Raw genomic sequence first — 16,093 nt, forward strand, 5'->3', positions numbered from 1 at the left:
CCCGGCAACCAGCGCCCGGTCAGCGGCGGAGGTTGCCGGCCTTGGGGTACGCCTCCCAGGCGGCCTTGGTCACCAGGGTGGGTTCGGAGGAGTTCAGCGCGACGATCTCCTCAGCGGCCGGGCCCGCGCCGAGGACCCACAGCTGGTCCTGGTCCTCGTCCTTGCTGAGCAGCAGCCCGATCTGGCCGTCGGACGAGCGCACCGCCTTCGCCCCCGCCGGGATCCGCGCGACGACCGGCATCCTGTCCACCACCGCCGGTCGCCGGTCGAGCACCTTCGCGGCCAGCCGGTCGGTCACCGAACGACGCTCGATCCGGACCACCTTGCCGCCCAGCACGAGGTCCATGGTGTTCTGCGGTGACGGCATGGCGAACCCGTGCAGCACCGACGCCGACGGCACGGTCGTGCAGCCGGGCACGCCCACCAGGTCCAGGCCGAACTGCTGGAGGTCGGTCGGCGCCGCGGCCGCGCCGTCCACGGTCGCGCGGATCACGTCCACCGCGATCCGGCCGCACGGGTCCTCGAGCGACACCGGCGCATGGCCGTGGGCCGTGCGGACCAGGCCGGGGCCTTCCCGCCACTGGCCGGGGATGTGCACCACGGGGTGCGGGCTGGCGGTGAAGTCCTTGTTCCAGAAGGTCAGGGTGGTGCCGGCATCGGTCTCGTGCGCGATGGCGAACGCACCCAGCACGTCGACGTACATCCAGTCGGCGCTGAACGCGTCCACCACCGAGCGGGTGCGCTTCGTGCGGGTGTCGGGCACGGACTGGAAGCCGTCGGGGCCCAGCGCCTGCACGCCGGAGGCGAACGTCGCGTCCTTGGAGCGCAGCACGAACTGGCCCGCGCCGTTCCACCCGGCCGCCTCGCCGGTGGTGTCGGTGAACATCAGGTAGAACCACTCGTCCACGACCAGCACCGACGGCTGGCCCGCGCCGTAGGTGTTCTCGCGGGTCTTGTCGTAGGACGGGCTCACGATCGGGGCACCGCCCGCGAGCCTCGTCCACGACAGGCCGTCCGTGCTGCTGGCGACGCCGATGGCGTTGCCGTGCGCGTGATCACCCGCCGCGCCGGTGTAGTAGAGGAAGTACGTGCCGCCGACCTTGACCACCGACGGGTCGCAGGTGTGCACGCCGTCGAAGCCGGTGACGCTGCCGGACAGCACCGGCATGGCCGGGGCGCCGTTCGGCGCGACGAACGGGCCGGCCGCCGAGCCGCTCTCCGAGTAGAGCAGGTCGTCGCCGGCGGGCACGGCGGCGCCGAGCTGGCTGCACCACCACATCCGGTGCCGACCGCTCTCCAGCAGGACCGTCGGGCCGTAGTTGTACGGCGAGTCCCCGCCGCCGTAAGCCACCACGGCCGCGCTCCACCGACCGCGGTCGGTGGCCAGTGGCACCGGCGCGGGCTTGCGCGTGCTGCTGGGCGTGGCGGTGGGCGTGGCGCTGCCGGTCACGCTGCTCGACGCGGTGTCGCTGCTCCCGGAGGCGACCGGCGCCGGGTCTGCGGCACCCGGCGCGCAGGCCGCCAGCAAGGTGGCGACCAGCGTGGATCCGAGGACTCTCGCCGCTCCGGGACTGGCCATGGCGGGGCGGATCTCCACTTCTCGAGACGGATGGACATCGGGCACGACGCGCGGGGAACGGCACGGCACCCGGTGTCGTGACAGTGTAGAGATCGACTCAACCGCTCGGGTGTCAACCGGACGAGGCGACCAGCTCCACTTCGAAACCATCCGTGTTCGACGTGGTGCAGGTGCCCTGCGCTCATCCCCGCTTGCCGTCCGGCGTCACAGCGTTCCGGTCGGCGTCACAGCAGGATGCTCCCGCCCGACTTCGGCTCGGCCGCCACCGCGGAGTAGGCCGCCGCGATCAGCGCCGGGTCCGGGCCTTCCAGCCGACCCGGCTTGGCCAGGCCGTCGAGCACCACGAACCGCAGCACCCCTGACCTGGTCTTCTTGTCGGAACGCATGCCCTCCATGAGCTGGCCCAGCGCGTCCGGGTCGTAACCGGTCGGCAGGCCCAGCGAGGTGAGGATCGACCGGTGGCGGTCGGCGGTCGCGTCGTCCAGCCTGCCCGCGAGGCGTGCCAGTTCGGCGGCGAACACCAGGCCGACGCTGACCGCCGCGCCGTGCCGCCAGCGGAAACGCTCGCGGCGCTCGATGGCGTGCGCGAGGGTGTGGCCGTAGTTCAGGATCTCGCGCAGGTCCGACTCGCGCAGGTCGGTCGAGACCACGTCCGCCTTGACCTGGATCTTGCGCCGGACCAGCTCCCCGATCACGTCACCGGTCGGGTCCAGCGCGGCCTCCGGGTCGGCCTCGATCAGGTCGAGGATCACCGGGTCGGCGATGAAACCGCCCTTGACCACCTCGGCCATGCCGGCCACGAGTTCGTTGCGCGGCAACGTCTCCAGCGTGACCAGGTCGACCAGCACGGCGTTCGGCTCGTAGAACGTGCCGACCAGGTTCTTGCCCGCGTCGGTGTTGATGCCGGTCTTGCCGCCGACCGCGGCGTCCACCATGGCCAGCAGGGTGGTCGGCACGTGGACCAGCTGCACGCCGCGCATCCAGGTGGACGCGACGAACCCGGCCAGGTCGGTCACCGCACCTCCGCCGAGGCCGATCACCACGTCGCTGCGGCCCAGGCCGATGCGGCCGAACACGTCCCAGCAGTACCCGGCGACCCGCAGGTCCTTGCCGTCCTCGGCGTCGGGCACCTCGACGCGGTGGGCGTCGATCCCGGCCTCGGCCAGCGCCTCCCGGACCGCTTCGGCGGTCTCGGTCAGCGTGGGCGTGTGGACGATCGCCGCCTTGGCCGTGCCCTTCAGGGTCTCCACCAGGTCGCCGAGCAGGCCGCGGCCCACCACAACGTCGTACGGTCGTTCCGCGGTCACGCGGATCCGCACCGGCTCGCCCATCACCACTCCCCTCGTCGGGTCACCATTCGACCACGTTCGCTTCGAGCGCCCCCGCGCCCCACACCCCGGCCAGCACCTCTGCCTGGTCCTTGACCGCCCCGCGCGCGGCGCCCTTCACCTTCGACCAGCCCTTGACCTGGAACGTCACCGTGCGGCCGCTGAACTCGTACCGCCACGTCCCAGCCACCCGGCCGTGCAGGACGAGGGCGCCGGGGCTGCCGACCGGCCGCCACACCTGCCGGGCCACGTCCGGGTCGGCGACGAGGTGACGTGGGCCGAGCAGGTACGGGTCGCGAGGGAACAGCAGCAGGCCGGCGGGCGGGTCCGGCGCTTCACGCACGTCCTCGTGCGCCAGCAGCCGCTTGCCGTCGACCCGGACCGGGCGCAGGTCCGGCCAGGTGTCCTGAGGTCCCGCGCCGAGCCACTTCTCCGCGTCGGCCTTGGCGAACGGGCCGACGAGCCGGGCGTAGTCGCGCAACAAGGTCGGTTCGCCGGGCGCTTCGGGCTCAGGTTTCGCGGTCGGGCGGCGGAAGGTGAGCTTCGCGCCCTGGTGCTCCAGTTCGATGCCGGCCAGCAGCGTGCACAGCCGGAACACGTTCTCGATGACGTGGTGGGCCTTGCAGCCCGCGCAGTACGGGGTGACGACCTCCGGCAGCCCCGGGGTGATCGCGGCCGACAGCTCGCCCTTGGTGGCGGTGTCGCCGGGGAGCTCGCGGCGCATCGCGTCCACGACCAGGTCGACGTGCGCCAGGTCGGGCACCGGGAACGCGCCGCACCACGCGGCCAGCTGCTTCTCCGTGCGCGGGCGGAGTTGGCGGCGCAACGCGGGCAGGTCCTCACGTCGGTGCAGGTGAGGTGCGCCGCGCAGGCTGAGCACGCGGACCAGGCCCTCGGTGCCTTCACGGCGGCCTCGGACGCCCAACGCCGCCGCGCCCGTCTTGGGCGGGCTGTCCACGACCCCCAGCGCGAGCACCGCGTCGGGGTCGTCCCCGTGCAGGCCCTGCACGGCGGCACGGTGGGCGAGGACCTGCGCTCCGGTCAGTTCCACGGACCCATTTTCACCGGATCGGGTCGGGTCAGGCGTGGTGGGCGAGCACGGCGTCGACCACCTGCTCCGGGGTCAGCCTGTCGGTGACGACCTCGATGGTGGCGACCTCCCGGTACAGCGGCAGGCGGGCGTCCAGCAGGGACTTGAACGTCGCGCGCGGGTTCACGCCGGCCAGCAGCGGACGTGCGGCGGACATGCCGGTGCGCTTCACGCCTTCCGCCATGCCGACGTTCAGGAAGACCACGATCTGGTCGGCCAGGAGGGCGCGGGTGGTCGCGGACAGCACCGCGCCGCCGCCGAGCGCCAGCACGCCGTCGTGGGTCTTCAGGCCCTCGGCGACGGCTTCCTCCTCCAGCGCGCGGAACACGGGTTCGCCGTCACCGGTGAAGATGTCGGAGATCGGCTTGCCCGCGGTGGCCACCACGTCCTCGTCGGTGTCGCGGAAGCCGACGCCGAGGCGTTCGGCGAGCAGCCGGCCGACCGTCGTCTTACCGGCCCCGGGCGGCCCGAGAACGACGAACCGGGGGCTCATGCGCACACCTCGCCGGGGCTCGGCGTGGCAAGAGCCCAGGGCACTGTGTTGAACGGTTCGCTGTTGAACAATTCGCTCGCGGACTCGCTCACAGGCCTTCCCAACGGGCTTCCAGCGCCTCCAGGTAGGAAGCGACGTTGCGCTTGGTCTCGGTGATCGAGTCGCCGCCGAACTTCTCCAGCGCCGTCTCCGCCAGCACCAGCGCCACCACGGACTCCAGCACCACGCCCGCGCGCGGCACCGCGCACACGTCCGAGCGCTGGTGGATGGCGACCGCCGCCTCTCCCGTTCGGACGTCCACAGTGGACAGAGCACGCGGGACGGTCGAGATGGGCTTCATCGCCACCCGCACGCGCAGCGGCTCGCCGTTGGTGATGCCGCCCTCCAGGCCACCGGCCCGGTTGGACCGCCGGGTGACGCCCTTCGGCCCGGTGCCCCGGTCGATCTCGTCGTGCGCCTCGCTGCCCCACCGCTCGGCGGTGGTGAAGCCGTCGCCGATCTCCACGCCCTTCATCGCCTGCACGCCCATCAGCGCGCCGGCCAGGCGGGCGTCGAGGCGGCGGTCCCAGTGCACGTGCGAGCCGAGGCCCGGCGGCAGGCCGTAGACGATCACCTCGATCACCCCGCCGACCGTGTCGCCCGCCTCCTTGACCGCCTCGACCTCGGCCACCATCGCCTCGGTGCCACGCGGGTCGAAGGCGCGGACCGGGCTGGCGTCGACGGCGTCCAGGTCACCGGGACCGGGCACGGGGGCGTCGGCGGGCGTCTTGGCCTTGCCGATGGAGACGACGTGGCTGATCACGTCCACGTCGAAGACCTGCTTGAGGAAGTGCCGGGCGACCGTGCCGAGCGCGGTGCGGGACGCGGTCTCGCGGGCGCTGGCGCGCTCCAGCACCGGGCGGGCCTCGTCGAAGCCGAACTTCTGCATGCCGGGCAGGTCGGCGTGGCCGGGCCGGGGCCTGGTCAGCGCCTCGTTGCGGCCGGTGGACTTGAGCAGGCTCGGGTCGACCGGGTCGGCGGACATCACCGTCTGCCACTTGGGCCACTCGGTGTTCCCGATCCGGACCGCGACCGGACCGCCCTGGGTGAGCCCGTGGCGGACACCGCCCAGGATCTCGACCTCGTCGGCCTCGAAGCCCATCCGGGGGCTGCGGCCGAAGCCGAGCCGGCGGCGCTCCAGTTGAGCGGTCAGGTCGGCAGTGGTGACCTCGACCCCGGCGACCATGCCTTCCAGCACAGCGACGAGGGCCGGTCCATGGGACTCCCCAGCAGTGATCCAGCGCAGCACGTGCCGAATCCTTTCACAGTGTGAATCCGGATCGAGAGAGCCCAGGTGGGAGGCCTCGACGCCATCCCGTCTGATGGGACCACCGCCGGGCCTTCACCCGGCTGACACCGCGACCAGCCACGTCGCCGCCAGCAGGCCCGGTCCATGCGGGACGGTGGTTGACGGCCACCAGATGGCCAGCACGAGGGTGATCACGCTCGCCAGCAGCGCGCCCGCCGGCAACGCGAGCCACGACACCGAGGCCAGCACCGCGCCCAGTGGCCCGGCCAGCTTCACGTCTCCCCCGCCCATCGCCGACGGCGCGACGACGCGAACGAGTAAGTGGAAGCCGCCGAACAACAGGCAGCCCGCCAGCGCACGCCACAAGTCCGCACCGCACAGCCACAGCGTGAGGCCGACCACCGGGTACGCGGCCAACGTGAGGGCGTCCGGCAGCCGGCCGTGACGCAGATCCGTCACCGTCAGCAGCACGCCCAGCCACCCCAGCACCAGCGGCACCGGGAGCCAGTGCGGAGGGGACAGTGATCGGGCTGCGAGCCACAGCACCGCTGTCGGGACCGCGCACCAGAGCCAGCACACGCCGGCGCCGCGAGGAAGTCGGCGGAGCAACCCGGCGCCCAGAGCGCCGGCCAGGAATCCCGAGATGACCATGCACCCAGCGTCGTGGCGCGGACACCCTTGGTGCAACGAGGAATGCGGATGAATGGTCCATTCATCCGCATTCGTCCGCCACGGGCCGGGATCAACCCCGCGCGATCACCGTTGCCAGGAGAACAGCGCGTCACCCGCCGCCACCGGGCCACCGGCCTGGTCCAGCAACACCTCCGGCGCCGCGTCCAGCGCGATCACCGGGCAGATCGGCGCGAACCCCGCCGCCTCCACCTCCGCCGGGTCCCACGTCACCACGACCTGCCCCGCGCGCACCGTCTCGCCCTTGACCACGTGCAGCGTGAAGCCCTCGCCCTTGCGCTTCACCGTGTCGATCCCCAGGTGCACCAACACCGCCGCACCCTCCGGGGTCGCCACCACGAACGCGTGCGGGTGCAGCGTCACCACCGTCCCGTCCACCGGCGACACCACGTCGGCGCTCACCCGGTCCGGCTCCACCGCCACCCCCGGACCCACCATGGCCTGCGCGAACACCGGGTCCGGCACCTCGGTCAGCGGCACCACCCGGCCGCTGACCGGGCTCGCCACGCGCAACGTCACAGCAGGTCCTCGATGTCGCTGGCGATGGTGTCGGCCTCCGGACCCACCACCACCTGGACGACGTTGCCCGCACGCATCACACCGTGCGCGCCCAGCCCCTTCAAAGCCTTCTCGTCCACCAGGGAACCGTCCTCCAGCTCACAGCGCAGGCGCGTGATGCACGGCTCGATCTCCACGATGTTGTCCGCACCGCCGAGCGCGGCGAGGATCCGCTCCGCCTTGTCGTCCGCCACTTGAAGTCCCTTCTCGACACCTGGCCTGAGGGTGCCACCGCTCGGGCACGGTCCCGTAACGGCGGTTGACACCCGGTTGGCGCGCGGAGCATCCTCCCCGTCACCAACTGGTCTAGACCGGAAAGTACCAATCCGGCATTACCGACGCGAGCACCGGGGAGGTGTCGTGAGCCGCACCGAGATCGCCACCGAGATCGTCGAAGGGCCGAAACCCAAGCACGCGCAGCTCCGCGACATCCTGCGGCGCATGGCCGAGCACGAACTACCGCCCGGCTCCCCGATCCCGTCCGAACGCGACCTGGCCGAGCAGTACCGGGTCTCCCGCATCACGGTCCGCGCCGCGGTCGGGCAGCTCGTCGCCGAAGGACTCCTGACCAGGGCGAAGGGCCGCGGCACGTTCACCGCGCGGCGTCGGCTGGACGTCCAGCTGTACCTGGAGTCGTTCACCGAGGACATGCGGCGGCGCGGCCTCACCCCCGCGACCGAAGTGCTGGCGTGCGCCGAGGAGGCGCCGCCGGCCGAAGCGGCCACCGCGCTCGACCTGATGCCGAACGAACCGGCGTGCAGGCTCGTGCGCCTGCGCCGGGCCGACGGCGTGCCACTGGCCGTCGAACGCGGTTGGTACAGCCCGCGGGTCGTGCCCGATCTCGACCGGCACGACCTCACGACCTCGCTCTACACCCTCATCGCCGACCACTACGGCGTGCAGCTCGACCACGCGGCGCAGACCGTGTGGGCCGAGGGCGCCGACCCCGAAACGGCGAAGCTGCTGGGTGTTCGGACCGGCAGCCCGCTGCTCGTGTTCCACCGCGTCGCCGGCTCACAAGGCCGGCCCGTGGAGGCCATGACGTCCTGGTACCGGGGCGATCTCTACCAGGTGACCATGCAATTGGACCGGACCGTCCCGGAATCCGGCCCGCACCACTCCGCCAAAGGAGGTACCCCATGAGCGCCAGCGCCCCACAGGCGACCGGCGGTCGTGAGATCAAGGGACTGGCCGGGCTCCAGCGGTTCGGTCGCAGCCTCATGCTGCCGATCGCCGCGCTGCCCGTCGCCGCTCTTCTTCTGCGACTCGGCCAACCCGACCTGCTCGGCAAGAACGGGCTCGGCTGGAACGCGGTCGCCAGTGTCATCGGCGGGGCGGGCGACGCCCTGTTCGCCAACCTGCCGCTGCTGTTCGCGGTCGGTGTGGCGATCGGCTTCGCCAGGCGAGGCGACGGCTCCACCGCGCTGGCCGCGGTCGTCGGCTTCGTGGTGTCGGAGGCCGTGTTCAAGGCGATGTCGCCGCTGGTGCTGCCGCTTCCTGAGGGCGCGGCCGCGGACGCCAAGCAGGAGATGATCAACTACTCGGTGCTGACCGGCATCGTGGTGGGTCTCATCACGGCCGTCCTGTGGCAGCGGTACCACCGCATCAAGCTGCCCGCCTACCTGGCGTTCTTCGGCGGCCGGCGGTTCGTGCCGATCATGGTCGCGGGCGTGATGATCGTGGTCGCGGTCCTCATGGGCCTGATCTACCCGTGGTTCGACAAGGGCCTGACCTGGGTCGGCGAGAGCATCTCCGGCAGCACGATCATCGGCGCGGGTGTCTACGGCACGATCAATCGCCTGCTGATCCCCCTCGGCCTGCACCACATCCCGAACACGTTCATGTGGCAGGTGTTCGGCGACTACGAGGGCAAGACCGGCGACATCCCGCGGTTCTTCGCGGGCGACCCGTCGGCGGGCACGTTCATGACCGGCTTCTTCCCGATCTTCATGTTCGCGCTCCCGGCGGCGGCCCTGGCCATCGTGCACACGGCCCGCCCGGCGCAGCGGAAGATCGTCGCCGGCATCATGGGCTCGGCCGCGCTGACGGCGTTCATCACGGGTGTGACCGAACCGCTGGAGTTCGCGTTCATGTTCGTGGCGTGGCCGCTCTACGTGATCCACGCGTTCCTCACGGGCACGTCGCTGGCCATCAGCAACGCGCTGGGCATCCACGACGGGTTCGGGTTCTCCGCCGGTGCGATCGACTACGCCCTCAACTTCAGCATCGCGACCAAACCCCTGCTGATCCTGGTGCTGGGCGTGATCTACGCGCTCATCTACTACTTCCTGTTCCGCTTCGTCATCACGAAGTGGAACCTGAAGACGCCGGGCCGCGACGAGGACGAGGACCCGGAAGCCGACCAGAGCATCGTCGACGGTCCCGAGGACAAGTCCGGCGAGGCCAAGAATGGCAAGAACGGAAAGAAGGGCCGGCGGGACGCCACCGCGTCCTGAACCGGCGGAGGAAAGACGAGAGGACGGGTCATGCCTGAGCGACGGGTCACCGTGGCGAGCAAGGTCGGACTGCACGCACGCCCTGCCGCACTGCTGGCGAAGGCGGCGGCCGGGCAGTCGGTCAAGGTCACCATCCGCAAGGACGACGGCCAACCGGTCGAGGCGGCGAGCGTGCTGAATCTGATGACGCTCGGCGCGATGCACGGCGACGAGGTCGTGCTGGCCGCGGACGGCGACGGCGCGGACGCCGCGCTGGAGACGATCGCCGAGATGATCGCCACCGACCTGGACGAGGGCTGATCCCCCTCAGCACCACGGCTGGGCCCTGCTCGCACCCTCGCGCGGGCAGGGCCCAGTGGCATGTCCAGGGGTCCCGGAGTGGACGACTCACGGTGCCCGAGTGGACGACTCGCGGTGCCGGACTGAAGCGCTCGCGTGTTCTGAGCGTTGAATTCGGGGGTCCTGAACGTAGGACACGGTGGTCCTGAACGTAGGACTCGCGGGTTCTGAACGTAGGACTCTCGCGGTTAGAGGGGGAGCGGGAGGAGGTTGGCGGTGGCCTCGCGGAGGGCGGAGCGCATGGCCTCGCGGGGGGCCGGGAGGCCGGTGAACTGCTCGGCCTGGCCGAACGCCTGGTGCAGGAGCATGTCCAGGCCGGTGGCCAGGGTCCGGCCCCGCTTCTCCACCGCGTAGGCCAACGGCGTCGGCCACGGGTGGTAGATGACGTCCAGGATGGTCGGCGCCTCGGCCAGCGCCACGGCGATCGGCTCGGTGGCGGCCGGCGGCACGGTGCTCACCAGCACGTCCGACGACGCGGCCAGAGCGGCGAAGTCGGCGTCGTCCCAGGTGACCAAGTCCAAGTCCAAGCCCAGCCTGGACGCGCAGGTTTCCGCCTCGGCGGCACGGGAGACCGAGCGGACCACCAGCGAGACCGACCGGACGCCGACCGACGCCAACGCCACCAGGGCCGCGGTAGCCGTGCCGCCCGCGCCCAGCAGCACGGCACGCGTGCCTGACGTGAAGCCGCACACCGCACGAAGCGCGCCCAGCACCCCGTCCACGTCGGTGTTGTCCGCACGCCAGCCGTCGGCGACCGGCACCAGGGTGTTCGCCGCGCCCACCTGGACCGCACGCGGAGTGGACGAAGTGGCCACGGCCAGCGCCGCACGCTTGTTCGGCATCGTCACCGACAGCCCGGCCCACGACGGATCCAGCCCCGCCACCAGGGACGGAACGCCGTCCGCCTCGCACTCGATCCGCGAGTAAGTCCAGTCGGACAGCCCGAGCGCCGAGAAAGCCGCGTTGTGCAGCACGGGCGACAAGGAGTGGGCCACCGGCGAGCCGATGACCGCCGCACGCCGCGTCACGTCAGAAGACGCCTTCCGCTTCGGCCCTGGCCGCCACGACCTTGTGCTCGTCGTAGGTGTTCGTGAAGCAGGACGTTCCGTCCTTCTGGCACTTCACGAAGTACATCCAAGGGCCCTCTTCGGGCGCGATCGCGGCGGCGATGGCCTGCTGGCCGGGCGAGCCGATCGGCGTCGGCGGCAGCCCCTTCACCTTGTAGGTGTTGTACGGCCCGGAGGCGGCGCGGTCCTCGTCGCTGGTGGTGATGATCGGCCGGTCGAGCTTGTAGTTGACCGTGGAGTCGAACTGGAGGATCTGCCCCTCCGCGAGCCGGCTGTACACGACCCGCGAGATCTTGCCGAAGTCCTTGGTCAGGCCTTCCTTCTCGACCAGGGACGCGATGACCAGCACCTCGTACGGCCGGAAACCGGTCTTCAGCGTGCCGGTCGGGATGCCGTAACCCTGCAACCGCGACAGGGACGTGGCGATCACGCTCTTCAGCACCTCGATCGGTTCCGCACCCGGCTTGACGTGGTACAGGCCCGGCACGATGAGGCCTTCGAGCCGGTTCTCCTTCGGCGCGTTCGCCACGTCGCCCAGCGCCCAGTCCGGGATGCCGAGCGCGGCCGGGTCGGCGTTGTCCGCCGTTTCCCGCAGCTGCTCGGTCGTCACGCACCGCTGCTGTCCGTCCAGCTCGACGCACGACGCGGTGGACAGCTGCGACAGGATGCCCTTGGTGATGCTGCCGTCCGGCGCGGTGATGTCGTGCAGGACGTTGCCGCCCTTGACCTCCAGCGGCACGACCTTCGCCGCCGGGTCCACCATCCGCGACACCGCGGCCTCACCCGACATCTTCGTCTTCATCAGGTAGAAGCCGGGCTGGATGGCGGTGACCCGCGCGTCGTCCGCGCCCGCCTCGGTGAACGCCCGCGAGCTGGCCACCACGCCCTGGTCCTTGAGCGTGTTCGCGATGGTGGTGACCAGGTCGCCGTCCTTGACCTCGACCACCACGTCCGCCTCGCCCGCGCCCGCGAAGTCGTCGTACGAGCCGATGCCGCTCAGCGTCTGGTACCCGTAGTACGCGCCGACACCACCGCCGGCCAGCACCAACGCCACGACGACCCAGAGGATCGTCCGCTTGCGCCTGCGCTTGGCCCGACGGGCCGCCGCCGTGTCGTTCTTGCCGCGCGTCCGCTCGTCTGGGCGCGCGTCGGGATCGGTGAACAACCCGAGGTCGTCGTTCACGAGCCGTCCTTAGCTCCGGGGGCCCGCTCCTCAGCGGCGCGGGCCACGTGTCGCGCCCGTCCGTCCAGCCACGACTGCAAGATCTCGACCGCGGCAGCCTGGTCGACGACGGCGCGTTGTTTCTTGCCTCGCACGCCCCGCTCGGCGAGCACCCGGCTCGCCGTGACGGTGGTCAACCGCTCATCGGTGAGCCGCACCGGCACCGGGGCGACGCGCTCGGCCAACGCCGCAGCGTACGCCGCCGCCGCCGATGCCGCCGGCCCATGTCTGCCGGCGAGCGTGCGGGGCAGTCCGACCACGACTTCGACCACGTCGTGCTCGGTGACGAGAGCCGCCAGGTCCGAGAGGTCCCGACCGGTCTTCACGTCACGTGCCAGGGTAACCAGCGGCGTCGCGAGGAACGCGCCGGGATCGCTCAGCGCCACCCCGACGCGGACCGCGCCGACGTCGACGCCCAGCCTCCGACCGAGGCCGGGGTCGTCGACGCCGGGGCGATCAGCGCTGCTCAAGAGCCCGGTCCACCTCGGCGCGGAGCGCGGTGATGGCCTCGGCGACACCGCTCGGGTTCGTGCCGCCACCCTGGGCGAGGTCCGGCTTGCCGCCGCCACGACCACCCACGGCCGGGGCGAACGCGGGCATCAGCTTGCCGGCGGCCAGGCCCAGGTCACGGGCGGCGGCCGTGGTGGCCACCACGAAGCTGACCTTGTCGCCGTCCGGGGCGAACAGGCCGACCACGCCGGGCTTGGCGCCGAGCCGGTTGCGCACCTCGCCGGCGACGGTCCGCACGTCGGCGGCCGACGTGCCCGCCGGCAGCTCCAGGGCCACCAGGGCCACGCCGCGCACGTCCAGTGCCTGGTCGGCCAGGGCGCCGGCGTTGGCCACGAGCTGGGCGGCCTTGACCTTCTCCAGCTCCTTCTCGGCCACTCTCAGCCGCTCCACCAGGGCCTCGACCCGGGCGGGCACCTCGGCGTCGGGCACCTTCAGCATGGCGGCGACGTTCTGCACCAGGGCCCGTTCCTGGGCCAGGTACTTGAACGCCTCGATGCCGACGTAGGCCTCCAGGCGGCGCACGCCGGAGCCGATGGACGACTCGCCGATCATCGTGACCGGGCCGATCTGGGACGAGTGCTCGACGTGCGTGCCGCCGCACAGCTCGCGCGACCACGGTCCGCCGATCTCGACGACGCGCACCTCTTCGTCGTAGGTCTCGCCGAACAGGGCGACCGCGCCCATCTCCTGGGCGCCGCCCATGTCGGTGTACACGACCTGGACCGGCAGGTCCTTGCGCACGGCGAGGTTGGAGACCTCTTCGATCTCGCTGCGGGTCTCCTCGGAAAGACCACCCGTCCAGGCGAAGTCCAGCCGCAGGTAGCCCGGCTTGTTGTACGAACCGCTCTGGAGGGCGGACGGGCCGAGCACCTGGCGCAGGGCGGCGTGCACGACGTGCGTGCCGGAGTGGCCCTGACGGGCGCCGATGCGCCATTCCGGGTCGACCCTGGCCTCGACGTGCTCGCCCTCGGCGATCTCGCCGCTGACCACCCGCACCTGGTGCACCCACAGCTTGCGGGCCACCTTCTGGACGTCCACGACCTCCAGCTCGGCGCTGCCGGACACGATCACGCCGGCGTCGCTCTCCTGGCCGCCGGACTCGGCGTACAGCGGCGTGCGGTCGAGCACGACCTCGACGATGTCGCCCTCGCGGGCCGACTTGACCCGCTTGCCGTTGCTGACGATGCCGCGCAGGGTGGCCTCGCTGGCCAGCTCCTGGTAGCCGGTGAACTCGGTGGCGCCGAGGTCGAGCAGCTCCCGGTACACGGTCTGGTCGCCGTGGCCGGTCTTCTTGCCGGCGGCGTCGGCCTTGGCGCGGGCGCGCTGCTCGGCCATCAGCTTCCGGAAGCCGTCCTCGTCCACGGTCAGGCCCGCTTCGGCGGCCATCTCCAGGGTGAGGTCGAGCGGGAAGCCGTACGTGTCGTGCAGCTGGAACGCCTTGTCACCCGGAAGGGTGGCGCGGTTGTCGGCCTTGACCTCGGCGGCGGCGGTCTCGAAGATCCGCGAGCCGGCGTCGAGCGTGCGGAGGAACGTGTCCTCCTCGGCCTTGAGCACCTGCTGGATCCGGGCGAAGCCGCTGACCAGGTCCGGGTAGGCCGGGCCCATGGCGTCGCGGACGATCTCGGCGAACGTCACCAGCACCGGCTCCGTCACGCCCAGCAGGCGGGCCGAGCGGACGATGCGGCGCAGCAGCCGGCGCAGCACGTAGCCGCGGGCCTCGTTGCCGGGGGTGACGCCGTCGCCGACCAGCAGCACACCGGACCGGGCGTGGTCGGCGATGACGCGGAAGCGGACGTCGTCCACCTCGTTGTCGCCGTACTTGCGGCCGGACAGCTCCTCGGCCTTCTGGATCACCGGGCGGACCAGGTCGGTCTCGTAGACGTTGTCCACGCCCTGGAGCAGGGAGGCGACCCGCTCGATGCCCATGCCGGTGTCGATGTTGCGGGTGGGCAGCTTGCCGATCGGCTTGTGGCCCAGCTTGGGGCTCAGGTCGCCGCGCACGTCCTGCATGAAGACCAGGTTCCAGATCTCCAGGTACCGGTCCTCGTCGGCCACGGGGCCGCCCTCGATGCCGTACGCGGGGCCGCGGTCGTAGTAGATCTCCGAGCACGGGCCGCCGGGACCGGGCACGCCCATGTCCCAGTAGTTGTCCTTGCCGTCACGGCGCTGGATGCGCTCCTGCGGCAGGCCGGCGACCTTCTGCCACAGCTCGATGGCCTCGTCGTCGTCCAGGTAGACGGTCACCCAGATGCGGTCCGGGTCGAAGCCGTAGCCGCCGTCGTCCTGGGACTTGGTGATCAGCTCCCAGGCGAGCCGGATGGCGTCTTCCTTGAAGTAGTCGCCGAACGAGAAGTTGCCGGCCATCTGGAAGAACGTGTTGTGCCGGGTGGTCTTGCCGACCTCGTCGATGTCCGGCGTGCGCACGCACTTCTGGATGCTGGTGGCGCGCTTGAACGGAGCCGGGGCCTCGCCGAGGAAGTACGGCTTGAACGGCACCATGCCGGCGTTGACGAACAGCAGGTTCGGGTCGTCGAGGATGAGCGAGGCGCTGGGCACGTACTTGTGGCCGGCGCGTTCGAAGTGCTCGCGGAAGCGCTTGATGATCTCGTGGGTCTGCACGGGTCTTGATTCCTTCGAAAGGGTGGAAACCTGGGCGCGGTGAGGCGACCGACCGGGCTGTCCGCCTCAGTCGATCGCCCGGCGCGCTCGCCGCCCCGGTGTGACGCCCGTCTGACGTGTCACGGTCTCGTGCAACTCGTCCTCGCGCTCGGACATCCCGGCGCGCACGTCGGCGCCGAAGGAGCCGAGGGCGCCGGCCAGCTGGCGCAGTCCCTGTCCGACGTTCTCCCCGATGCCGGCGGGCGTGGCGGCGTGCGCGGCCTGACCGGCCTTGCGGGCGGCGGCCACGCCCGCGGCGATACCCAGTCCGAACCAGAACAGCCGACTCATCGCCTACCCCTGCGTCGCGTGTGCTTGTTGGGCGCTTCCTTCGCCGCGCGCCGGGCGCGGACGGCCTTGCTCACGCCGTAGGACAGCGCGGCGGCCTTGACCAGCGGCCCGCCCAGTGTGGCGGTGAACAGCGAGGTGAGCGCGGAGACGTTGCCGGTGACCGCGCGGGCGTTGGCGGTGATGCCGTCGACCCGCTCCAGCTGCGTGTTCACGTGCGAGATCGTCGTGTTCGCGCCGGTGAAGATCGGATCGCTGTTCTCGTGCGCCTTGCGGATCGCGACCGTGGCCTCGTCCAACGTCCGGCCCAACTTGATCAACGGGATCGCCAGCAGGAGCACAAGCAGCACGAACGCGCCGGCGGCGACCAGCGCGGCGATCTGCCCTGGCGACACGGATCCTCCTGGTGGATTGCGAGGGCCGAATGGCGGCCCTCGAACGGTGGTCAAGGTTACCGCGCCGCCCTCGGCGGGCTCGAACGAGATCAGCGGTGGGCGCGCGTGCGCCGTGCCAAGGGTTGGGACGGT

Annotated in this window: 17 protein-coding genes; 3 read left to right on the plus strand and 14 right to left on the minus strand. The window is 71.4% G+C overall.

Features of this window, described 5'->3' with window-relative positions; all coding sequences use genetic code 11:
- Positions 1-19: 19 nt before the first annotated feature.
- From F4560_RS20850 to F4560_RS20885, 8 genes are all read right to left on the minus strand, one after another.
- On the minus strand, positions 20-1,579 hold the full coding sequence (locus F4560_RS20850) for a glycoside hydrolase family protein (RefSeq protein WP_184922335.1): 1,560 nt from the start codon (positions 1,577-1,579) through the stop codon (positions 20-22).
- Between the two features lie 224 nt (positions 1,580-1,803).
- Positions 1,804-2,910: a 3-dehydroquinate synthase gene (gene aroB, locus F4560_RS20855; RefSeq protein WP_184922337.1), complete on the minus strand. Its 1,107-nt coding sequence runs from the start codon at positions 2,908-2,910 to the stop codon at positions 1,804-1,806.
- A gap of 19 nt (positions 2,911-2,929) precedes the next feature.
- Complete coding sequence (locus tag F4560_RS20860) at positions 2,930-3,958, minus strand: DNA glycosylase AlkZ-like family protein (RefSeq protein ID WP_184922339.1); 1,029 nt, start codon at positions 3,956-3,958, stop codon at positions 2,930-2,932.
- Positions 3,959-3,986: 28 nt separating this feature from the next.
- Positions 3,987-4,490 (minus strand): shikimate kinase, encoded by a 504-nt coding sequence (locus F4560_RS20865; RefSeq protein WP_184922341.1) that lies wholly within the window; start codon positions 4,488-4,490, stop codon positions 3,987-3,989.
- Between the two features lie 88 nt (positions 4,491-4,578).
- Positions 4,579-5,778: a chorismate synthase gene (gene aroC, locus F4560_RS20870; protein WP_184922343.1), complete on the minus strand. Its 1,200-nt coding sequence runs from the start codon at positions 5,776-5,778 to the stop codon at positions 4,579-4,581.
- Between the two features lie 93 nt (positions 5,779-5,871).
- The gene (locus F4560_RS20875) at positions 5,872-6,429 is read right to left on the minus strand and encodes a prepilin peptidase (RefSeq protein WP_184922345.1); all 558 of its coding nucleotides are present in this window, start codon (positions 6,427-6,429) and stop codon (positions 5,872-5,874) included.
- Between the two features lie 105 nt (positions 6,430-6,534).
- Positions 6,535-6,987, minus strand: a complete 453-nt coding sequence (locus tag F4560_RS20880) for a PTS sugar transporter subunit IIA (protein WP_184922347.1) — start codon at positions 6,985-6,987, stop codon at positions 6,535-6,537.
- The gene (locus F4560_RS20885; RefSeq protein WP_033427848.1) at positions 6,984-7,220 is read right to left on the minus strand and encodes a PTS sugar transporter subunit IIB; all 237 of its coding nucleotides are present in this window, start codon (positions 7,218-7,220) and stop codon (positions 6,984-6,986) included. The genes F4560_RS20880 and F4560_RS20885 overlap by 4 nt, the downstream gene beginning before the upstream one ends.
- A 247-nt stretch (positions 7,221-7,467) precedes the next feature.
- On the opposite strand from F4560_RS20885, the gene F4560_RS20890 reads away from it, so the two are divergent.
- Genes F4560_RS20890 through F4560_RS20900 form a run of 3 tightly spaced genes read left to right on the plus strand, consistent with a single transcriptional unit; the run spans position 7,468 to position 9,782 of the window.
- Positions 7,468-8,169, plus strand: a complete 702-nt coding sequence (locus tag F4560_RS20890) for a GntR family transcriptional regulator (protein ID WP_184929278.1) — start codon at positions 7,468-7,470, stop codon at positions 8,167-8,169.
- A complete protein-coding gene (locus F4560_RS20895) occupies positions 8,166-9,482 on the plus strand; it encodes a PTS transporter subunit EIIC (RefSeq protein WP_184922350.1) in 1,317 nt (438 codons plus the stop codon). Before F4560_RS20890 ends, F4560_RS20895 begins: the two co-directional genes overlap by 4 nt.
- Before the next feature lie 30 nt (positions 9,483-9,512).
- Entirely contained in the window at positions 9,513-9,782 is a 270-nt protein-coding gene (locus F4560_RS20900; RefSeq protein WP_184922352.1) for an HPr family phosphocarrier protein, read from the plus strand.
- A gap of 227 nt (positions 9,783-10,009) precedes the next feature.
- Here F4560_RS20900 and F4560_RS20905 read toward each other — a convergent pair whose 3' ends face one another.
- From F4560_RS20905 to F4560_RS20930, 6 genes are all read right to left on the minus strand, one after another.
- Positions 10,010-10,849 (minus strand): shikimate dehydrogenase, encoded by an 840-nt coding sequence (locus F4560_RS20905; protein WP_184922354.1) that lies wholly within the window; start codon positions 10,847-10,849, stop codon positions 10,010-10,012.
- Between the two features lies 1 nt (position 10,850).
- Positions 10,851-12,071 carry an endolytic transglycosylase MltG gene (mltG, locus tag F4560_RS20910; RefSeq protein ID WP_184922355.1) on the minus strand — a complete coding sequence of 407 codons (1,221 nt, stop codon included), beginning with the start codon at positions 12,069-12,071 and terminating at the stop codon, positions 10,851-10,853.
- Positions 12,068-12,580, minus strand: a complete 513-nt coding sequence (gene ruvX, locus F4560_RS20915; RefSeq protein ID WP_184922357.1) for a Holliday junction resolvase RuvX — start codon at positions 12,578-12,580, stop codon at positions 12,068-12,070. The genes mltG and ruvX overlap by 4 nt, the downstream gene beginning before the upstream one ends.
- Complete coding sequence (gene alaS, locus F4560_RS20920) at positions 12,567-15,239, minus strand: alanine--tRNA ligase (RefSeq protein WP_184922359.1); 2,673 nt, start codon at positions 15,237-15,239, stop codon at positions 12,567-12,569. The genes ruvX and alaS overlap by 14 nt, the downstream gene beginning before the upstream one ends.
- Before the next feature lie 66 nt (positions 15,240-15,305).
- Positions 15,306-15,569, minus strand: a complete 264-nt coding sequence (locus tag F4560_RS20925) for a hypothetical protein (protein WP_184922361.1) — start codon at positions 15,567-15,569, stop codon at positions 15,306-15,308.
- Positions 15,566-15,961, minus strand: a complete 396-nt coding sequence (locus tag F4560_RS20930; RefSeq protein WP_184922363.1) for a DUF948 domain-containing protein — start codon at positions 15,959-15,961, stop codon at positions 15,566-15,568. Before F4560_RS20930 ends, F4560_RS20925 begins: the two co-directional genes overlap by 4 nt.
- Between the last annotated feature and the right edge of the window lie 132 nt (positions 15,962-16,093).

Origin of the sequence: Saccharothrix ecbatanensis, from assembly GCF_014205015.1 — a bacterium.
In the GTDB taxonomy this organism is placed as follows: Bacteria; Actinomycetota; Actinomycetes; order Mycobacteriales; family Pseudonocardiaceae; genus Actinosynnema; species Actinosynnema ecbatanense.